The 19,602-nt window shown below is 62.0% G+C and carries 17 protein-coding genes; 5 read left to right on the top strand and 12 right to left on the bottom strand.

Annotated elements, in window-relative coordinates:
* Positions 1-14: 14 nt before the first annotated feature.
* Positions 15-1,022, bottom strand: coding sequence for an NAD(P)/FAD-dependent oxidoreductase (locus R4P95_RS12235; RefSeq protein ID WP_317744385.1), 1,008 nt, complete (start codon positions 1,020-1,022; stop codon positions 15-17).
* Positions 1,019-2,089 (bottom strand): extradiol ring-cleavage dioxygenase, encoded by a 1,071-nt coding sequence (locus tag R4P95_RS12230; RefSeq protein ID WP_317744386.1) that lies wholly within the window; start codon positions 2,087-2,089, stop codon positions 1,019-1,021. Before R4P95_RS12230 ends, R4P95_RS12235 begins: the two co-directional genes overlap by 4 nt.
* A gap of 137 nt (positions 2,090-2,226) precedes the next feature.
* Here R4P95_RS12230 and R4P95_RS12225 point away from each other — a divergent pair, with 137 nt between their 5' ends.
* Positions 2,227-3,033 carry a 2-keto-4-pentenoate hydratase gene (locus R4P95_RS12225; protein WP_411567408.1) on the top strand — a complete coding sequence of 269 codons (807 nt, stop codon included), beginning with the start codon at positions 2,227-2,229 and terminating at the stop codon, positions 3,031-3,033.
* Between the two features lie 39 nt (positions 3,034-3,072).
* Here the strand turns inward: R4P95_RS12225 and R4P95_RS12220 are convergent, their stop codons facing one another.
* The 8 genes from R4P95_RS12220 to R4P95_RS12185 are packed head-to-tail and all read right to left on the bottom strand — an operon-like array spanning position 3,073 to position 9,246.
* Positions 3,073-3,861, bottom strand: a complete 789-nt coding sequence (locus R4P95_RS12220) for an IclR family transcriptional regulator (RefSeq protein ID WP_317744388.1) — start codon at positions 3,859-3,861, stop codon at positions 3,073-3,075.
* Positions 3,862-3,878: 17 nt separating this feature from the next.
* Positions 3,879-5,207, bottom strand: coding sequence for an aromatic ring-hydroxylating dioxygenase subunit alpha (locus R4P95_RS12215; RefSeq protein WP_317744389.1), 1,329 nt, complete (start codon positions 5,205-5,207; stop codon positions 3,879-3,881).
* The gene (locus R4P95_RS12210) at positions 5,204-6,223 is read right to left on the bottom strand and encodes an amidohydrolase family protein (RefSeq protein ID WP_317744390.1); all 1,020 of its coding nucleotides are present in this window, start codon (positions 6,221-6,223) and stop codon (positions 5,204-5,206) included. Before R4P95_RS12210 ends, R4P95_RS12215 begins: the two co-directional genes overlap by 4 nt.
* Before the next feature lie 7 nt (positions 6,224-6,230).
* Entirely contained in the window at positions 6,231-6,737 is a 507-nt protein-coding gene (locus R4P95_RS12205; protein ID WP_317744391.1) for an aromatic-ring-hydroxylating dioxygenase subunit beta, read from the bottom strand.
* Positions 6,734-7,450: an alpha/beta fold hydrolase gene (locus tag R4P95_RS12200; protein ID WP_317744392.1), complete on the bottom strand. Its 717-nt coding sequence runs from the start codon at positions 7,448-7,450 to the stop codon at positions 6,734-6,736. Before R4P95_RS12200 ends, R4P95_RS12205 begins: the two co-directional genes overlap by 4 nt.
* Positions 7,447-7,647, bottom strand: a complete 201-nt coding sequence (locus R4P95_RS12195) for a tautomerase family protein (protein ID WP_317744394.1) — start codon at positions 7,645-7,647, stop codon at positions 7,447-7,449. The genes R4P95_RS12200 and R4P95_RS12195 overlap by 4 nt, the downstream gene beginning before the upstream one ends.
* Positions 7,648-7,657: 10 nt before the next feature.
* On the bottom strand, positions 7,658-8,428 hold the full coding sequence (locus R4P95_RS12190) for a 2-keto-4-pentenoate hydratase (protein WP_317744396.1): 771 nt from the start codon (positions 8,426-8,428) through the stop codon (positions 7,658-7,660).
* Entirely contained in the window at positions 8,425-9,246 is an 822-nt protein-coding gene (locus tag R4P95_RS12185) for a 2-keto-4-pentenoate hydratase (protein WP_317744397.1), read from the bottom strand. The genes R4P95_RS12190 and R4P95_RS12185 overlap by 4 nt, the downstream gene beginning before the upstream one ends.
* A 655-nt stretch (positions 9,247-9,901) precedes the next feature.
* Here R4P95_RS12185 and R4P95_RS12180 point away from each other — a divergent pair.
* Together R4P95_RS12180 and R4P95_RS12175 are read left to right on the top strand one after the other, a co-directional pair.
* Entirely contained in the window at positions 9,902-10,084 is a 183-nt protein-coding gene (locus R4P95_RS12180; protein ID WP_317744398.1) for a hypothetical protein, read from the top strand.
* Between the two features lie 47 nt (positions 10,085-10,131).
* Positions 10,132-11,577: an aldehyde dehydrogenase gene (locus tag R4P95_RS12175; protein WP_317744399.1), complete on the top strand. Its 1,446-nt coding sequence runs from the start codon at positions 10,132-10,134 to the stop codon at positions 11,575-11,577.
* 775 nt (positions 11,578-12,352) lie between these two features.
* On the opposite strand, the gene R4P95_RS12170 is transcribed toward R4P95_RS12175, so the two are convergent.
* Together R4P95_RS12170 and R4P95_RS12165 are read right to left on the bottom strand one after the other, a co-directional pair.
* Entirely contained in the window at positions 12,353-15,673 is a 3,321-nt protein-coding gene (locus tag R4P95_RS12170) for a protein kinase domain-containing protein (RefSeq protein WP_317744400.1), read from the bottom strand.
* Between the two features lie 883 nt (positions 15,674-16,556).
* Positions 16,557-16,949, bottom strand: coding sequence for a hypothetical protein (locus R4P95_RS12165; RefSeq protein WP_317744401.1), 393 nt, complete (start codon positions 16,947-16,949; stop codon positions 16,557-16,559).
* Between the two features lie 285 nt (positions 16,950-17,234).
* On the opposite strand from R4P95_RS12165, the gene R4P95_RS12160 reads away from it, so the two are divergent.
* Positions 17,235-18,077, top strand: coding sequence for a MoaF C-terminal domain-containing protein (locus R4P95_RS12160; protein ID WP_317744402.1), 843 nt, complete (start codon positions 17,235-17,237; stop codon positions 18,075-18,077).
* Between the two features lie 72 nt (positions 18,078-18,149).
* Entirely contained in the window at positions 18,150-19,601 is a 1,452-nt protein-coding gene (locus R4P95_RS12155; protein ID WP_213575755.1) for an APC family permease, read from the top strand.
* The last annotated feature ends 1 nt before the right edge of the window (position 19,602 follow it).

Below are 19,602 nucleotides of genomic sequence, written 5' to 3'. Positions count from 1 at the left end.
TGTCTCCTCCTTAATCAGACCAAAGCCTCGAGCGGCGTACCGAGGCCTGCTGGGCCGTCGGTGGAATGGCCGGGGAACGTAGACGCCGTCGGGTCCAAAAGGACCGCGGCGTGGTTGATTGCTGTGGCGGCTTCACCGAAGCCAACAGCGATGAGCGGAACCCGACCGCTGTAGGTGCAAATGTCTCCCGCCGCGAACACGCCCGGCCGCGAGGTTCGCATGGCAGCGTCGACTACGATCTTGCGATCGCGGACTTCAATGTCCCACTGCAGCAGCGGGCCTGGGTTCGCAACGAAACCAAGGGCTGCTACAACGTGATCGCAGTCGATCTCGGTGGTCTCACCGCTTACGACATTGCGGAGCACAGCCCCGGTAACTTTGCTGTCGCCTCGCAGCTGCTCGATGGTGGTGTTGGTGTGGACGGTGGACCGGCCGGCGAGGACCTGGTCCACGGTGTGTTGGTGAGCGCGGAATGCGTCCCGGCGATGCACGAGCGTGACGTCGGCGGAGTCTTGCATTGCCTCTGCCCAGTCGAATGCGGAGTCGCCTCCACCCACGATGAGTACACGGCTGCCGGACATCTCGTCCGGGTCGTGAACGAAGTAGCGAAGGCCGCGGTTCAGGAAGTCTTCTCCACACGGCAGCTTTCGCGGAGTGAAAGTCCCGATTCCGCCGGTGATCACCACCGCTCCGGCTTCGAGGAAGGTACCGTCCGACAGACCGAGCGTGAAATCTCCATTCGGGCGATCGGTGAGAGCCGTGGCACTACGCCCCAGGAGCATGTTCGGGGAGAATGGTTTAGCTTGATCGGTGAGAGCCTGGACCAGTTCCCGCCCCTTTACGGCGGGAAACCCGGCCACGTCGCGAATTAGCTTCTCGGGGTATAGGGCGCTGATCTGGCCGCCAGGCTCGGGTAGCGCGTCAATGACGCTGACGGACAGGCCCCGCATTCCGGCATAGAACGTGGCGAACAGGCCGATAGGTCCAGCGCCGACGATCGCGATGTCTGTGCGTTTCATCATTCGGCTCCGCCGTAGATTGCGAACACCTTGTTGGACACGAAGATGTTCGAGGCAGCGAAGGAAGTCCAGCTCGGCGCCTTGCCCAGTTCGCGCATCGCGCCGACCAGCGCCCACCAGTTCAGGAGTTCTTGCTGGCCTGCTTTCTCTGCGTCCTCGAGCGTCGTGGTTTCCCATACGCCGTAATCATTCGACACGAGCGCCTCGTACATCCGCTCGTCTGCGGCGGAATCGGGAAAGAGCCGGAATGTCGAGTCGACGAGAAAGCTGTGGGACCAGCTGGAGCTGGCCACCAGCGCGACCCGGTACGGGCTTTCCGCACAGATGCGGGCGACGGTGGCGCCCACGTCCATGATTCGTGACGGCGCTGGCGACGGCGGGTCGAGTTCGCGTTCGACACCGAGCGGGCTGATGTTTCCCTGGAAGCTGATCACTCTGCGGCCATAGCAATTCAGTGGGAATGCGACTACTGGGTAGTCGAATCCTTCGCGGTCGTAGTCGAGATATAACACCGTGTTGAGGAAGGCGTGAGCAAAGCCGGGATGGTGCAATGGCTTGTAGGCGTATGGCACGTCGATCCCCCGGGAGAGCAGGCCCTCGGCGAGGTGCCGTGCGAAGGGTCGGTGACCTCGGATCACGCGCGAGGTCTCTTCGCTCTCGCCCCAAACATTCGCTTTTCCCTTCATGTTCGACGACTCGTCCGCGTGCCGCCACGGATGGACGGTGGTGTCCTCATAGGCCAAGACGGCATAGGGCGGGACGATGTCCTCGCGGAAGTTCTCGTACTGGTCATCGCCCCAGATCAAGACGACGTCGGGTTGGAACTCATCGAGGGCGGTGCGCACCTGCCGGAACCCTTCACGTAGCGCTGCTCGATGGGCCTTTCCCGCGGCGACGCCTTCGTCGTCGGCCCATTCCTCCCGGGCTCTCGCGGGCCAGGACGCCGGGTCGCGCAGCTCGGCGGGCAGTTTCGGGTCTGCCAGGGCACCGCGAAAGACCTTCGTCAGATTGTCGTCGGTTCCACTCAGCGGTGGATAGTGAGTCACTCCCAGACCGAGAACCTCAGCCATTGCTCCTCCTCAAGTTCGAGTGGTGATAATCACTGAGTCTCCGCAAGATTCGGCGGTGGGACTATGTGGTGGATCGGCCAGTGGACCGGTGGGGAACACCCGATGCGGCGGCGGACCAACATAGCGGCGTGACCGATATGATCGAGGTTTCAGAGACCGCACGTCCGGACCTACTGGCAGAACGACTACACCACGCCCGTCGCAATCGCACGCTTCTGGATGCACATCGCGACGCGACGGCGCTCTCGACCGACAGTGCATACGCCATCCAGCAACATCTCACCCGGCTTCGCCTTGCCGAGGGACGGTGCCATGTGGGCTACAAACTTGGCTACACCTCGGCGGTGATGCGGCGGCAGATGGGAGTCTCGGCTCCCAACTACGGTCCACTGCTCGACGACATGGTGTTACACGATGATGCCGCAGCGGCGGGTTTCCTCCATCCGCGAGTGGAGCCGGAAATCGGGATCGTTCTGAGCAAAGATCTTTCCGGACCGGGTTTGATGCTGACTGAGGTCGCTGCAGCGGTGGGTGAGGTTCGTGCCTGCCTTGAAATCGTTGACTCGATCTGGCGAGACTATCGCTTCACCGCCGAGCAGAACACCGCTGACGGCTCTTCCGCGGCCGGGGTCGTCCTCGGCCCCGTTCTCGACATCGATCCGCTGCACGCCCACCGGATTCGGCTCGAGTTGAGTGAGGACGGAACGGCTGTCGAAACGGCGGTGTCTGCCGCGGCGGCCGGCCACCCGCTGCATGGAGTGGCCTGGCTAGCTGGCGAACTCACCGCGCGCGGGGGCAGCCTACATAAGGGCGAACTGATCATCACCGGAGGTTTGACCGCCGCGATACCGCTGAGGGCGGGGGCGACTATCGCCGCCCGCTTCGGCAGGAGCACCACCGTGCGAGTCCGTCGTCCGGAAGACGAGAAGGACGCCGATATCTGATCGATGGAAGAGCGGCTACACGCCGGCCGGAGGGGCCTGTCAACGCATCAAAGGGTAACCGAGGAGACGGCTGATGCTCAGGGCGGCGGTGCGTACTGCCGCCCCGAGCCTTACCGGTTGTAGTCGATGGCTGGGTCCGGTCACCGAGAGCCCAGCGACCGCGCGGTGACCATCGCGACCTACGTAACTTTCCACGACGATGGCTGCTGCAACGCACGTCACGCCCCGTGTACCTTCTTCTCGATCGTAGGCGATCCCGGTGTCTCTGATTTTCTCGAGTTCGCGCTGGAAGCGCCGCGGATCGGTGATCGTCGTCCCGGTTCGGGCGGGCATTGCCGCTGAGGTCACTCGGTCGACGGCGGACTCGTCGCTGTAAGCGAGAATTGCCTTGCCTAGGCCGGTGCAGTACGCGGGAAGTCGAGTGCCCACCGACGACGGAAGCGCCGCCCCCTGCCGGCCGGTGAGTTTCTCGATGTAGACGATCTCGGTGCCGTCGAGTACGCCGAGCTGGACGACCTCACCGGTCGCGGCCAGCAAATCGGCCATAAATGGTAGAGCGGTCGCTCGAAGTCGACGGGAGGCGGGCACGTGCTGACCGAGCTCGAAAAGATGCAGCCCGAGCCGATAGCCGTACCCGCCACGTTCGAGCATGCGATGGGCGACGAGGTCCATGGCGAGTCGGTGAACGGTCGCCTTCTTCAAGCCGGTCCGCCGTGCGAGCTCACTGAGCCCCACCTCACCGGAGGAGCTGGCGACGGTATCGAGGATAAGGACCATCCGGTCTCCGACGGACCGCTGCTCTCCGCTTTCCTCAGCGCTGATACGCATCTGTCAAGAATATCCGACTAGCATCTGTCGCTGACCTCAGCGATCTGCCGGTCCCGGGTGTCGATCATGTCCCGCCAATGACGCCAGAATGCGCGCTGCTGGATCTCGTCCGACGCGGCGAACGGACCCCCCGCTGCCTCCTTGTGGATGCCTCGAGAAATGTCGGACCAGGGCGATTCGGCCGCAGTGGCGAAACCTTCCTGGCAGGACTCGCAGGCCTCCATGTCATCGGGGGTGGCCAGGCCTCCCGGTCCTTGGAAGGTCACGTACGAATCGAGTCGGCGGCTCCGCACCGATTCCGGTTCACCCTTCGTGGCGAGCGTCCATTGAGACACGACCGTACGACCTGCCGCGGTCGGATTGATCGTGCGGACCACGATTCCCATGATGTCGTTGATGATCAAGTTGGGGAAGATGAGGAGATTGCGGTCCGTGGTGGCAATGCGCTCCGCTCGTTCGGCGCCGAACCGTTGTTCGAGTTCGACTCGTTGCGCCTCGATGTACCCTCGGTTCTCCTCTCCCATTGCCGGTGTCCACCGGGCGACTGGACGCGCCCATGGACCCTCGACCGTTATCACGGCGTGCCCGTTACCGAGATCGAGCGCCTCCGTGGGTTTCCGCGGGTCCAGGTATGAATCCTCGGTGGTCTTGAGATAATCGAAGTAGGTCCGGTGCAGGGGGATAAGGTGATAGCCGTCGAGGCTGTTCTCGACGAACAGCTTCCAGTTCGCCTCCATCGAGTATTCGTGTAGACCATCGACCACCTCCATCTCCGGGGATTGATCGGCCACCAGGTCCAGGTAGTCGCGGGCCCCGCCGAGATACTCCGGCAAGGAGATTGCATCAGGGTCGAAGCAACAGAAGACGAAACCCCGGTACACCTCTACGAGCGGTGGGCTGTTCAGATTGAACTGGGAACGGTCGAAGTCCGGCCCGTAGCCGTCCGCGTCTGGGAGTCCGGTCAATTTCCCGTCGTTCGAGTAGGTCCACGCATGATAGAAACATGACATGCCCCGAGCGTTGCCCTCGGGGACCCGGCAGAGCTGAGCGCCCCTGTGTCGGCAGGCGTTGAGAAAGACGCGGACTTCGCCGTCGCTGCCTCGCCAGAGCACCAGCGGTCGTCCCGCTACTGTCCTGGAACGGAAATCCCCGGGGCTCGTGACCTCGGAGACGTGCCCTACATAGAGCCAGCACCGATTGAAAATAGTTTTCTGCTCTTCCGCAAACACCTGCTCATCGACAAGCGCGGCGCGATTGACCCGGAAGAACCCCTCTCCCGGACGGTCGTCGACCATCCCGCCGAGGTCTTCGTGGGCTGTCAGGGGTGTGAGTAGTTCGGAACTCATTTTCCAATTCCCTTTGCTAGGAGGTCGGGGCGGGTGAGCATGTCGAGTAGCATCGCCGGGTTGGTCGCGCGCACTGCTGCGGCGAAGCCGGTGGGCAGGACCGGGTCGTCGAGGAAGGCGATTGGGTCGCCGGGCATGAACGGATAATCGGTACCGAAGACCAGGCGTTCGGTCCCAACCACGCGCGCAAGGTGTTGCACAAGCCCCACGTCGAAGAGTAGGGGGTCGAACCAGATGCGGCGTGCCGATTCCGCAGCGGATTCGGGCATGAGCTCGCGCAATTCCGGGGTGATGTTGCGCAAGAAGTCGATCCGCGGAAGTTCGGTCATCAAGGAACCCCCTCCATGGCTCGCCAGGATGTGCAGATTCGGGCGTGTGGCGAGTGCGCCTGTAGAGATGAGGCCACCCACCGCCATGCCGATGTTCGCCGGAAACACCACACCGTTCGCCGCCATCGGATGCGGATAGTCCGCGGCTGCGGTACCGCCGACTGCGTGGACGAATACCAGCAAACCCAACCGCTCGGCCTCGTCGAGGAACCCTGCCCAGGCCGGGGCATGCAGGGGGGCGATCGGCGGCGTCGACGGCACTTCCACTCCGAGCAGTCCGCTTTCGGCGATCTCGGTGAGAACCGCAGCTGCCTTGTCGGGGTCCCTCAGCGGGACGATGCCGAGCCCGGTAAAGAATCCATGATGACGAGCGATCTCAGACGCAAGCCAGTCGTTGAAGGCGCGGGCGTAATCGAGACCCTGGTCGGGCGGAGCCCACGGGGCTAGGAGTTCTGGCATAGCCGACAGCAATTGTCCGGTGCGTCCTGATGTTTCAACGGCTGCGCGCCGGACGTCGAGGTCCCACGCCACGCGTCGGACGGTCCGGAAAGCCCTTCCCGCGACCAGGACGTCTCCGGTTTCACCGGCCGGCTCGAGCCTCGCCCAGCGAGGGTCGGCCGACGAGAGCCGGGAAAGGAACGGTGTCCGGGCGGGAACGACATGGGTGTGCAGATCGAGCATTGTCATACCTCCGTCACAAGATGATCGAGACGGTGCCGCCGGCCTCCACGATGCCGTGATCGAGTGTCGCGACCCGCTCCCGGACAAGGAAGGTGTCGCCGGTAGGGATGAGGACGTACCGATAGGTGCCGAGGAAGTGATCGAGCTGACCGAGTCGGGTTCGCATGACATGGAAGTTCGCATGCACCGTGACCGCATCGCTGACAGCCTCGGCACGGACATTGGTGACGAACCTGCGAGTGCGTGAGTGCGGGCTCTCGGCGTGAGCATGCCGGCTCTTCAATCGGGTTACTCGCCCGCCCAGACGTGTGTAGTCGTCGTGGATCACCTGCAAGGTGTTGCGAGAGTCGAGGTGATCGGATCCCGGTGAGGGAACTCGATACTTGACTTGGTGGTGCATCAGAGCGAACCACTCGTCCAGTCGCCACTCATCGAGCAGTGCGGCCTCGAAGTAGAGAAACTGCTCGACCTGATGTTGCAGGGTGGGTGTTGCGCTCGCCGCGGCGACGGTGCCGTTCATCGGTCCTCCGGTCCTTTTGCGAAAGTGATAAGGAGATCGGCCAACCCGTCGGGGTCGGCCAGGAATGGGCTGTGTGAGCCGTCGATCCACGTCACATCGACTCCGAGTCGATCGCGTGCGGTGCTCTCCGCCCACTTTCCGGATACAGCCCGGTCTTCCCGGCAACCGATGTAGTGCATCGGAACGTCTGGGAAGGCCTCGAGTGGAGTGACTTCGGCAATCGGAGTTGGTGATTGGGGCCTCAACCGATTCGCGGCCTCCTCCGCGACCGCGCGGGGGCAGTCGTGGTAGAACAGCTCGGCTGCGACATCCGGTGGCCAGGTGGACCTGCCCCGCTCATCGCGGTCTTGCTTGGGTAGTCCCTCAGCGTAGAACCAGTCCGCCATCGGACGGCTGACCGCGAGTTGCTCGCGCCAGGACCGTCCCGGCTCGGGTAGCAACGAAGCGAGAAAGACCAGGCTGCTCACCTCGACGGTCTGGGGAACCAGCGGGATTGCCAGACCGGCAAGTGAGTGCCCGACGACGATGTCCTCGCCAGGCTTACGCACGGCGTCCGCGATGACCTGGGCATAGCGTGCGGCGCCCGCGTCCAGATCGTCCGACGGCAGCTCGACAGCCGTCGCCGTGTGGCCATTCCGGTGAAGCGCCAGAACCTCACTGTCCCAACACCAACCACCATGCCAGCCACCGTGCACCAGCACGAAGTGCGTCATGAGGAGCCAGCCTGCTTCTCGGCGAGTGTCAGTCCGCCGACAAGGACATCACTGGATGGGATTTCGACGACCCATACCCGGACCGATGATTCCGGGACCGAGATGGCGTCGGCGGCTGCCGCTGACACTGCCCTGATCAGCTTGTCCTTCTGTGAAGCAGTACGTCCGGCGCCGAGGTTGACCTGGATGAATGGCATGGTTCTTCTCCTATTCTGCGCTGAGGGTGACAGTGCCCAGCCCGCTGATGGTTGCGGCGATCGTCGATCCCGATCGGAGCGGCACGGGCGCAGTCAATCCGCCCGACAACACCACCCACCCGGCCTCGAGGCGCCTTCCGACGGACACGAGCTGGTTTGCCATGAAGGCGACCGCGGCGGCGGGATGACCCATGACTGCGGCTCCGGTGGCTGACTCGACGACCTGGCCGTCGACTTCGAGGACGCACCCTGTCAGAGCAAGATCACCGTGCGGCTCGACCAGGTCGTCGCCGAGCGCGAAGGCGGCGGACGACGCGTTGTCCGCGATCGCGTCGAGATGCTTGAAGGAGAACCCCTCGTATCGGCTGTCGATAACGTCGAGCGCCGGACACAGGTAGCGGGTTGCCGCGAGGACATCCGCCACCGTCACATCCGGGCCTTCCAGCGGCTCGCCGAGTACAAATGCGATCTCAGGTTCGACCCTGGGGTGAATCAGCTCTTTCAGAGACAATCGACTACCGGAACTGCGAAGCATCCCGCTGGTGACCATGCCGTACAGGGGGCGGTCTACACCCATTGCGATCTGCTTGGCCTTGCTCGTCAGGCCGAGTTTGCCGCCGACGAGGCGTTCACCACGATCCCGTCGACACTTGACGAGGGCATCCTGCACGCGGTACGCGGTGGCGATGTCGGCGAGGCCGTCCGTGGTGAGCGGGAGCACCGTTGTGAGGTTGGTAGCGGCCTCGTCCAATCGGGACGCCCAATTCCGCACGTCGCTCATGCGACCTCCTCCTGTGTCGAGCGGGCGGCTGCACTGAACGAAATGCCTACGTGACCGAGGTGTTCGAAATCGGCGCGAATGGTGTCGCCGGGCTGCATATGCACCGCCCGGGTACAGGTTCCTGGCATGATCAAATCTCCGGGCCTGAGCTCGCCACCATGACTGGCGATCGTGTTGGCCAGCCATGCGACTGCCTGTACAGGGTTGCCCAGCACCGCGCCACTGGCACCTGTTTCAACGATCTCGCCATTGCGGCGGAGAACCACTCCGATCAATCGCGGATCAAGATCGGTGATCGAGGTGCGTGTCCCGCCCAGTATTACCTTCGCAGACGATGCGTTGTCTGCCACCGTATCGACAATGCCAATCTGCCAATTTTGAATCCGAGAGTCGATAATCTCTAACGCGGGAAGCACGAATGAAGTCGCAGCGAGAACGTCCGCGACTGTCACACCCGGGCCTTTCAATGGAGCGTCTAGCACGAACGCCAGCTCCGCCTCAACCCGCGGCGCGATCAGTGAATCGACCGGCAACGGCACACCCTCCGGATGGAACATCGAAGCGAGCAGATGGCCGAAATCGGGTCGGTCCACTCCGAATTGCTCTTGCATGACGCGTGCTGTGAGTCCGACCTTGTGACCGCGGACCACATCGCCGCCGGCAGCCCTGAGCTGGACGCCTTGCAACTGGATGCGGTACGCATCGTCGAGATCGGCGTCGGGATATCTGCCGCTGATAGGGTTGATCGGAGCAGAAAGACGTTCCGCTTCCCACAGTTCGCTCGCGAGTTGTCGAACGTCCTCTTCATTGAGTGTCATGCCGCCAGCCTCGTCGGAGTCGCGGGCGGAATCAGCAGAACGGTCCGTCCAGTGGACCTCACGAGTTGAAGATTGCGTCAGCGGTATTCCCGTGTACGAGTCAGCTGAGTCCACAAGGAGCGTTGGGATTGGGCTCCGATGACGAGACAAGATCGAGATCGGCTTGGATCGAGTTCCCGGTCGACTGAGTGAACCGGTCGACCGACAGCACCCAAACGGTGGCGCGACAATGAGCCATACCGCCGATGCTCGGTCAGGTCAGGTCAGAGTGAGGGCGGACGTAGCGTGATCAATAACGTTGGTTCAGCAGTCGAAGGCACGAACGGAGCATGCCGTTAATCCGCAAACATCGCTGCGAGTGCTGCTGTCAGCCGCGGTGCTATTCACGCCACTAGTGGTGTTGGAGATAACATTCTGGCAACCGTTCGTCGCATCCACCTTTGCGAGTACAGCCGCAATCGCATTGCATCGCCCCAGCCAATTTCAGCGCGACTGGGTCCGCATACTGCGGTGCTACGCACTCGCGTTCTCGACCAGCGTGCCGCTTTCGCTGTCGGGTGTGGCGTTGGACCTCCCTACTGTGCTTCCCGCTGCGGTCGCTGCCCTATTGATTTTGACCTCCCCGCGCGGGCGTTTCCACCCGCCGGTAGCATGCGTGCCGTTTGCTGTCACTACGGTTCCGTCGACCCCCTCGTTGATCGACGATGTGGCGATGGATTGGCTGGTCGTTGTCGGGGCCACCGGATACCTGCTTCTCGTGTTGGCCGCACTGACCCGGGTGACCACGCCCCGTTCTCGTTCGGTCGGCCCAGTGGACCAGCAGGTGGAGCAGAGTTGATCCCTCACTCATTCTGACGATCTGAGACTGTCTAGCGAGGGAGTGCAATGACGACCAGAGAATCCCTGTTCATCGACGGAGGTTGGGCGGAATCACTTGGCAATCACATTATTTCGGTTCATTCGGCCAGCAACGGGCGGTTGCTCGGCACAGCCGTGTCGGCCATTCCGGCCGACGTCGATCGTGCGGTAGCCGCCGCCCGCACGGCATTCGACGATCCGACCGGATGGTCGAGCTGGCCGCCGGACGAACGGGCTGACGTGCTTGACCGAATGGCGGCAGCGTTAGAGGCGAGCAGCGACCTCACCGCTCGCATGGTCAGCGAGCAGAACGGAATGCCGATTGCGGTTTCCTCCCAGATCGAGGCGAAATTCCCCAGCACAATTATCCGCTATTACGCCGGACTGGTGCGTTCACAGCGGGAAGACACCAGTCGACCCGGTATGTTTGCTGGCACAACGCACCTCCGTCGGGAGCCCGTTGGTGTGGTGGCAGCAGTTGCGCCGTGGAACTTCCCCCAGACATTGGCTGCGCAGAAGTACGCGCCAGCGCTCGCAGCCGGTTGCACCGTCGTGCTCAAGCCGTCGCCCGATACCGTCCTGGACACACAAGCGGTAGCCGTGGCAGCGATGGAAGCGGGTCTGCCGCCCGGGGTGATCAATGTGGTGCCGGCCGAGGCTGAGGCGAGCGCGTATTTGATCGGCCACCCGGCGGTGGACATGGTGACGTTCACCGGCTCAACGGCGATCGGTAGGCGAATCGCGGAGATCTGCGGTTCGTTGATCCGACCGGTCACGCTCGAACTCGGCGGTAGGAGCGCCGCGATAATCTTGGACGATGCTGACCTCGACCTTTCTCGGATGGGAGAGGCGATGTTCGGAGCCATGTTGATCAACAACGGCCAGACCTGCTTCCTGTCCACCCGCGTCTTGGCGCCGCGCAGCCGCTATCACGAGGTGGTTGACACGCTGGCATCGTTCGCCGATTCCCTCGCGGTGGGCGACGCGCTCGATCCAAGCACCCAGATCGGACCACTGGTCTCCGAACGCCGACGACATGAGGTGGAGGCCGTCATCGCCAAAGGCATTGCTGACGGTGCCCGGCTGGTTGCCGGGGGCGACCGGCCCCACGGGCTTGATGACGGGTGGTTCCTCGAGCCCACCATCCTGGCGGACGTGGACAACGGCTGGCAGATCGCGCGCGACGATATCTTCGGCCCCGTTCTCACCGTCACTGAGTACAACGACGAGGAGCAGGCGGTGGCCCTCGCAAACGATTCCGACTACGGCCTTGCAGGTACCGTCTGGACTGAGGATCCCGAGCGAGGCGTTGCCTTGGCCCGCCGACTCCGCACCGGCAGCGTCGGAATCAACGGTTACATACCCGACATCAGCGCGCCCTTCGGCGGCGTCAAACACAGTGGGATCGGCCGAGAACTCGGACCTGATGGCCTCGCTACGTACCAACGATCCAAGTCGATCTACCAGATGTGATCGAGGCACCGTCTTCATTCGGGCGGTTGCCTACCCGAACTTACGATTGCCTCCCCGCCAACGCGCGAGCGGATTGCATGTAGACGGCGCCGCCCTCATGCCACAGTGCAAGGAACCATTCCGTCCGACGAATTCTATGCTCTCGATAACGCGAGGCGAGACAGCCCGAGTGCCCATGAGACGGAGCCGCCGCACCCAGAATGGCCTTCAATACATGTGAAGTGGCTTATCACGGTCGATGCGAGGTCGGCAGGTAATCCGCATGTATATCTGGGTGGCGGAATTCATCCTCGACGGGCCTCCTCCGGACAGAAGAGATGTGTTGAGAATTATGAACCCTGAAAAGTACCGCCGACGGCGCCAGAGACGTCGCGCTGCTTGGATCGAAGACAACCGTAGTCGCTAACATCCAGACAACGACGCAGAGCGCCTAATTGAAGTTGCCAGCAGGTGGGCACCGTATGGGGGTGTCACCGAAGGAGAGGTCCTCGTGCACTTTGGAATAACAACTCGCAAGTTCGTCGAGCGTTTGTGGCAAGTCGTTCCTGAATCGAACTGCAACCAAGAGGAGTACGCAATTTAGCGAGCGTGTACACGCAGCACCGGACAACGAACGGAGGGTGACCGGTAAAGTCGCGCAATGGGGTTCTTGGCTACGAACTCGCCTGAAGGATGTCGTTCTGTGCCGAGGAGTTCCGACATAAGGTGCTCGACCTGGCGCGGCGGTCGGCCCGCGCGGCGCGTCGTCCCCGACGCCGGCCCTGGCCTTCGTCCGTTATGCCTGTTCGACGACCCACGTGGCGATCTGCGTGCGTGAGGTGAAGCCGAGTTTGGTGAGGATGTGTTCAACGTGTCCCTGCGCTGTGCGGACCGTAATTACCAGGGTCGATGCGATCTCTCTGTTGGTCTTACCCTTGGCCACCAGCTCAGCGACCTCCCGCTCCCGTCGAGTGAGCGCTGATCGGGGATTCGGTGGCGTCTTCTCTGGTGGTTCGTCGAGTGCATAGGCAGCAGCCCCGTCGAAGGTAGCGACTTGGCCGTGCATGAATTCGCTTTCGAACACCCGGTTTCCTAGCGCCCGGCGTGTCTGTCGCTCTGCGTCATTCTGGTAGTTCGCCATGGTCGGGAAGTAGAATTCTGGACTGCCCATCACCTCACGAAGGGTCGCGGTTGCGCCCATTAGGACCGCGGCGCGTCTATATCGGCCTTCGCTCGCCGCGATCCATGCCAGTGTCTGCAAACACCACGCACGCCCCCTCACATTGCCGGTAACGCGGGTCAAACGGAGTCCCTGTTCGACGACCTGCGCGGCCTGTGATGCATCGCCTTGCCGCCATATCAGTAGGCCGATGGCCCACAAGGAATATGACCTGAAAACGCATTCACCGATCGGTTCGGTGAGCGCCAAAACATGTTGATGGTACGCGAGTGCCTTTGTCGCCTGTCCTCGTAGCGCGTGACTAAGCGCGAGTCCCACTAGGCTTCCTAAGTGACGGTTCATGTCACCCTGTGCGCTGGCCTCCTTTAGCGCGGATTCGAAAGCGTCAATAGCGTGGCCGAAGTCGCTACTGTAGAGAGCGACGAATCCAGCAGTGTAGGTAGCGAGGGTAGTGATCTCGGGCACAGCGAGTTCGACCGCGATTTCCTCGAGTTCGTGTAAGGCGCTCGTTGCTGATGCAAGGTCGCCTTGCAGGGATGCAAGCATGCATGCCGTGTTCAGCGCACGTGCCCGTTCCTCAGTGGGCGATTCGTCGTGACTCTCCAACAAACGCGCGAGCCAGTAACGACCCTCACCAAAGATTCCGCGCGGGAGCCAGAACAACCCCAGAGCTGTCGCGATACGCAGTCCGACATTGGCTGCGTCCTTCGAGTTTGAACAGAACTCCAATGCCTCTCGGAAGTTTGATTGTTCCCGATCAAGTCGGGCTACCCACTGGTCCTGCCGGGGACTGATCCACTCGCGCGATGCCTGCGCAGCCAAATCCCCGTACCAATCCGAGTATCGACGGCCGACGCATTCTGCCTCTCCAGATTCCTCGAGCTGCCCTCGGCCGTACTCACGAAGCGTCTCGAGCATCCGGTACCGAACTTCGCTACCCGACTCTTCCCGTGTCAGTATCGACTTGTCGACGAGTCCGGTTAGTACATCAATGAGGGGTACCGATCCCAGATCGACACCACAAATGCCCTCTGCGGCATCTAATTCGAAGGTACTGCCGAACATCGACAGCTGGGACCACACTTTCTGTTCTTCAGGTGTACACAGGTCGTAGCTCCAATCGATACACCACCGCAGCGCCTGCTGCCGAGCCGGGACGCCACGACTGCCGTGAGTAAGAAGGGCAAACCTGTGAGTCAACCTCTGCAGAACCTGTTCTGGCGACATGACACGCAACCGCGCTGCGGCCAATTCGATAGACAGCGGCAGACCATCGAGTTGGCGGCAGATCTGTACCACAGTCTCCCGATTCGCATCGCTGAGCTCGAACGTCGGAACAGCAGCAGCGGCACGTTCAGCGAACAGGGCCACCGCATCGTAGCGGGGAAGGACCCGCAGTGTAGTCACCTCACTCGATTGAGGGACTGACAGCGGAGCCAATCGCAATACCGCTTCTCCTTCTATACTCAACGGCTCGCGGCTAGTCGCGAGGATCCGCAATTCCGGGCATGCGCGCAACAGTGTGCCTGCTAACTGCGCGACCGCGCCGACAACTTGTTCACAGTTGTCTAACACGATCAGTGCCCGTTTCGAGGAGAGAAATCGCACCAGCAATTCGTCCAGGGGCCGCGTGGAGTGGTTCTGCAAACCCAAAACTGCCGCGAGGGTGTCTGCCACCAGCGACTCGTCTTGGAGCTCATCTAACCCGACCAGCCAAACACCGGCGGGAAACCCCGACGCAGCGTTCTCGGCGACCCGCAACGCCAGCCGCGTCTTACCCACGCCTCCGACACCGGACAAGGTCAGTAACCTGTTGCTGCTCAGCAGATTACGTGCATCAACTAGTTCTCGTCGACGTCCGATGAAGCTGGATAGTTGGATCGGAAGGTTCCCGCGGTTTTGATCGTCCCCAGCCGATGCGGCAGTTCGGGTCGTGGGGAACGCGCGACGTGCCGGCGCTGATACTGCACCCCGCGAGAGAGTGCGACAATGATCCTCCGCGGACGGTGTCCCCAGCACCATGTCGTCAATCGGAAGTCCGTTCAGTAACTGGAACCTGCGCAACTCACCACCTAGCCCGCTCGCCGAGGGACGCTCTGCAGGGTCCTTGGCCATCGACCATTGAATGATCGCGCTTACCTCGTCAGCGATTCCATGGTCCCGCAAAGCAGGTAATGGGTCCGTTGTGATCCGTAGGAGCTGCGCAACGGGCTCTTCCCCGCTGCGGCGTTCGAACGCGGCGTGGCCTGTGAGAATGGCGAACACCGTCGCTCCAAGGCTGTAGACGTCGGCTGCTGGATCGCTAGGTCGGCCGGTGAGAACTTCGGGCGCTGTGAATGCCACCGACCCCGTAATCACTCCGGTGGTTGTTTTGAAACCATCCGAGATTCGTGCAATTCCGAAGTCCGTTAGGGCGGGCTCGCCGTAACCCGTAATCAAGATGTTTGCCGGCTTGACATCGCGATGGACGATCTGGAACCGATGAGCGGTCTCCAATGCTCCCGCGATCTTCACTCCCAGGTGGAGTCCCTCGTCCAAGGACAGTGGTCCGTGGCGGCGTATCCATTCGTCGACCGAGCCCGCTGGATGATGCTCCATTGCAATATAGGAACGACCACAGTCCGTGACGCCAACCTGCAACGCATTGACGATGTTCGGATGACCTGTGAGCCTGCCCATCGCTCGTTGTTCGCGGAGAAACCGCTCCCGGCTTTCCTCATCGAGAACATTGGTGAGGATCTTGACCGCAACGACTCTATCCAAGGCGGGCTGCACACAGCGATAAACGACACCGAACCCGCCCCTGCCGATCTCTTTGGGATCTTCAAACCCGGACCTCTGCAGATCCTCCAGAACGGAATCAGCAGCATGTGACTGCTGAGTATTGTCAGAATCGTCCATTACCACGGCTGTCAACACTTCTTCATCGGTCGGCACCACTCATGGTGCGGCGACTTATCCCCCTTGAAATCGGGAGCAGTAGTTGCCGAGGTGCACAGACGCCACATCCAGAGTCAATATTGCCACTCCCCCCTCGAGTAAGTCACGCACTTCGAGGGCGCAACTGCGGCTACCGGCTCAACCCGCCCGAGGCCTCGTTCGGGCGCAGTGGCGCCGAAGAGGGCGGTCGTGTTCGGACCGGGGACTGTCAATGACCTGTCCGCGGACGCTGAGCGACTTCATCAGTTTCTTCCGGCCCTTGGTGTCAGGGTGAGTTGATCCAGTGGTTCACAGCAAACCCGCCTGCGGGGCGAGATACGGATCAACCCGCTATGACTATTTCTCCACAGTTCTGGTCGAGGACAATGTCCCCGATGAACCCTCGCACCCACGCGCCGCCGGCCCGCAGCGATGACGCGCCTTCAGCGCCGCTGACAAGCTCGCCCACTTGACCGCCCACCACAGAAGGCGATCCGTGTCGACCCCGAGCCGTGGGAGACAGCGAAGCAGATCGCCTATCGCCGGTGACAGGAATTACACGAGTCCGCCCATCCGGTCTGCTACGGAACGCTACGGGCAGCTGACCCGACCACGGACCGCTGACACGGACATAAGTCGGAATTACATGACCGCTGACAGCGCTGAATCGGGAGCTACCCGCGGTAGTAGCGCCCAGCCATTGGCCGCTCCATCCTGTCGCTACATAGGCATTGCGTGCGCCCGCGATGCGATCGACGAACGGCACCTGGTCTAACGACAAGGACTCGAGGCGTGAGGTATCTGCGGACAGCACCGTCAGCTCGCCCAGACTGGGGAACGTTTTCGCAGCAGATCGAGGTTGCCCTCGATACGACTCGGCACGGGCAGACCATCACTCCGCTCAGCATTGTCCGAGGCCCACCCAGCCTCCGCTCAGCATGATCGTGGAATCCTCCAAAACCTTCAATGAAATGACTTCTGACTGATGATTCGTCAGGTACGGAATGGACGTCGAGTGCTCAGACTTCACAAGGAGAACCTGAGGAAGCACCGGCCAGAGGGGTAGTTCGTAGCCAGTGACCGTTTTGACGAGGCGAGCAGCGCCGACACTATTGGTCGGCAGTACAGCGCGACTCGCGTCGATGCGATCACCGCTGCTAGTCAGCACGCCCGAGATGACACCACAGGCCCCTGTAACTAGTGCTTCGACATGGACGTCCTCGACGAACACCGTGTCGCTGTGCTGCGCGGGCGTGTACGAGCCGAAAGTCTGCTCCCGAACCGCTGTACCCATCGCTCGGTGCACGTCGTCATCGGACCGAAACAGGTTCCGGCGCAGGATACGTTTCGCATATGTGTGCACACATCGCGATGTGAGGTATCGGGGCATCTCGGACGGACATGCCGCATTCCTGTTGCCATCACGATAGACGCGTAAACAATTCGATCAACCCCTTGATTAAATGAAGATGGTCTGGCATAGTTGTGCCTCGGGTCACATTCGACCATCTGTTCAATTTGGTCCGGTTTCCAGACGCCGGTACCTGCGCCACGTATCACCCACATCGAAGGGCATCAAATGTTGAGTGCAACAACCCCATTCAGCTGGAACAAGGAAGACTGGGCCCCGCTCACCGAGATGGCCGACGGCTTCGACGAGTACCTACCTGACCTCAGCAGGGCGCTCGACGGCCGGGAGATCGTGCTCGACGCTCGATACGTCGACAGCGGTAACTCGTTCACCCTCTCCCAGAAGTTCTCCAGTTCTGCAGTCGAGTGGGCTGTGATCGAGAACGGCACCGAAACCGCGCACGGCAGCGACAGCTACGAGCTGTTCGAGATGCAGCCCGGACTGTTTTACCTTCACTACCTGCGCGCCGGCGAGGATCACCCCGTCGCGCTCAGCGCCGCAATCGATACCGTCAGTGGGCAGGTCACCGGAGCGGTCGGCGAGCTCGGACTCGACCCGAACCCGGCAGCCGCTCGGCAGAGCTGGTTCCAGGGCCAAATTGCGGGATCCGGTGCCGTCCCGGAAGCGGCGCATATCGCCACAGACGAACTGATCGGACGCCGCGTTCGTTACGCATACAGCAGCGAGGACGTCTACGACCACGTCTATCTGAACGAGAACATCTTCACGTGGCTGTGCGTCGGCGGCACCGAGGTCGGTGTCGGTGACACCGAACATTGCACCTACTACAAGCTGCGCGAGAACACGTACCTGTTCTCTTGGCTCGAGAAGAACCTCGGTGTCGAAGGCATGGTGCTCATCGACCTGGCTGCGCACCGCACCGTCGGCATCCAATTCGCCCTCGATCAATACAGCGGAGAACTGGTCAACCTCACGATGGGCTCGTACGCGCAGGAATTCGAGCGCACGCCGGCGATCGACACTGCACGGCCCGGCCCCTCGACCAAGTAGCTCGAGCCGTACGCATTCGGCCGAACACCACCTACTCGATCCTGCACTACCCGCCCACCCCGGAGACGCCCCATGTCCACCACGCCACCCGTATCGTCGAGCGCAGCACCCCAGCCCGGTTTCACCGAACGATCCGGATTGCGTCCGGGCACGTTGGGCGTCGGGGCGATCATCTTCTTCGTGGTCGCGGCCGTGGCGCCCATGGCCGCGATCATCGGGGCCTCGCCGGTCGTGTTCTCCGCCAACGGAGCAACGGCCCCAGTGGTTTATCTACTTGCCGCTGGCCTGTTCGTAATCTTCTCCTCCGGGTACGTCGCCATGAGTCGGCACATACGTAACGCCGGTGGATTCGTGGCCTACATCGCACACGGACTGGGCCCGCGCGTCGCCACAGCAGGTGCAGGATTGGCCATCCTGTTCTACGGCAGCCTGCAATCGGCACTGTGGTCGCAGTTCTCGGTATTCGCCAACGCACTGATTGCAGACAAGCTCGGAGTCGACATTCCACCGCTGGTAATCGTCTTCGTGGTGCTGGCGGTCGTAACCACTCTGACCGTTGTCGGTGTCGACCTCAGCCTCAAAGTTCTCGGCGTTCTGGTCGCTCTCGAAATCGCGGTGCTCGTCGTCCTCGACGCTGCGATCATCTTCGGCGGAGGTGGATCGTCGGGCAACTCGCTGGCTGCCTTCGATCCTTCAGCGCTGGTCGGCCCAGGTCTCGGAGTAGCCTTCCTGTTCGCGTTCGCGTGCTTCACCGGTTTCGAGGCGACAGTGGTGTTCTCCGAGGAGGCCAAGAACCCCCGTCGCACTATTCCTCGGGCCGTCTACGGATCCATCGCCTTCATCGGCCTGTTCTACGCCCTGACCGTCTGGGCGCTCGGCAATTCGGTCGGATCGGATTCGGTACAGGCCGCGGCCACCGACGACCCTGCCGGATTCGTCTTCGCCATTGCCGAGAAGGAAGTCGGCCCCTGGCTCGCGACCTCCCTCGAAGTTCTCGTCGTCACCAGTTTCGTTGCGATGCTCATCGGATTTCAGAACATGTTCGCTCGCTACCTGTACGCGCTGAGCCGAGCGGGAGTCCTGCCCGCTCGATTGGGCACCGTCACCGCCAAGTCCGGAACACCCGCTACCGCTGCGCTCTGCGTAGGTGTGCTCATTGCCGTCGTCGTCGCCGGCTTCGGAATGGCCGGTGCAGATCCCATCACGGTCACCTTCAGCTGGCTCCTCTCGCTGGGCACCGTGGCTCTGATCGTGATCCTGATCCTCACGTCCATAGCGATCATCGCATTCTTCCTCCGGAACAAGCTCGAAACGAACCTGTGGACGACGAAGATCGCACCAGTACTGTCGGTCGCCAGCTTCGGCTCCGTGGCATACATCGCGATCACCAACTACGACGTCCTGCTCGGTGGCCAAGGCGGGGCAGCTCAATGGCTGCTGTTGTTGATCCCCGCGGTTTCGGTAGCTGGGTTCGCTTGGGCCACGCTGCGCCCCGCAGTCGACTACGAAGCGGAATTGGTCTGAT

It is taken from the genome of Rhodococcus sp. IEGM 27 (assembly GCF_033142305.1).
In the GTDB taxonomy this organism is placed as follows: domain Bacteria; phylum Actinomycetota; class Actinomycetes; order Mycobacteriales; family Mycobacteriaceae; genus Rhodococcus_F; species Rhodococcus_F oxybenzonivorans.
Note: the sequence above shows the minus strand (reverse complement) of the source record. Positions and strands in the feature narration are given on the sequence as shown.

Coding starts and splice junctions, on each gene's coding strand:
- R4P95_RS12215 (WP_317744389.1), bottom strand. CDS start 5,207: ATGAGTTCCGAACTACTCACACCCCTGACAGCCCACGAAGACCTCGGC.
- R4P95_RS12155 (WP_213575755.1), top strand. CDS start 18,150: ATGTCCACCACGCCACCCGTATCGTCGAGCGCAGCACCCCAGCCCGGT.
- R4P95_RS12185 (WP_317744397.1), bottom strand. CDS start 9,246: ATGACACTCAATGAAGAGGACGTTCGACAACTCGCGAGCGAACTGTGG.
- R4P95_RS12205 (WP_317744391.1), bottom strand. CDS start 6,737: ATGAACGGCACCGTCGCCGCGGCGAGCGCAACACCCACCCTGCAACAT.
- R4P95_RS12235 (WP_317744385.1), bottom strand. CDS start 1,022: ATGATGAAACGCACAGACATCGCGATCGTCGGCGCTGGACCTATCGGC.
- R4P95_RS12225 (WP_411567408.1), top strand. CDS start 2,227: ATGATCGAGGTTTCAGAGACCGCACGTCCGGACCTACTGGCAGAACGA.
- R4P95_RS12190 (WP_317744396.1), bottom strand. CDS start 8,428: ATGAGCGACGTGCGGAATTGGGCGTCCCGATTGGACGAGGCCGCTACC.
- R4P95_RS12160 (WP_317744402.1), top strand. CDS start 17,235: ATGTTGAGTGCAACAACCCCATTCAGCTGGAACAAGGAAGACTGGGCC.
- R4P95_RS12200 (WP_317744392.1), bottom strand. CDS start 7,450: ATGACGCACTTCGTGCTGGTGCACGGTGGCTGGCATGGTGGTTGGTGT.
- R4P95_RS12165 (WP_317744401.1), bottom strand. CDS start 16,949: ATGGGTACAGCGGTTCGGGAGCAGACTTTCGGCTCGTACACGCCCGCG.
- R4P95_RS12175 (WP_317744399.1), top strand. CDS start 10,132: ATGACGACCAGAGAATCCCTGTTCATCGACGGAGGTTGGGCGGAATCA.
- R4P95_RS12210 (WP_317744390.1), bottom strand. CDS start 6,223: ATGACAATGCTCGATCTGCACACCCATGTCGTTCCCGCCCGGACACCG.
- R4P95_RS12230 (WP_317744386.1), bottom strand. CDS start 2,089: ATGGCTGAGGTTCTCGGTCTGGGAGTGACTCACTATCCACCGCTGAGT.
- R4P95_RS12220 (WP_317744388.1), bottom strand. CDS start 3,861: ATGCGTATCAGCGCTGAGGAAAGCGGAGAGCAGCGGTCCGTCGGAGAC.
- R4P95_RS12195 (WP_317744394.1), bottom strand. CDS start 7,647: ATGCCATTCATCCAGGTCAACCTCGGCGCCGGACGTACTGCTTCACAG.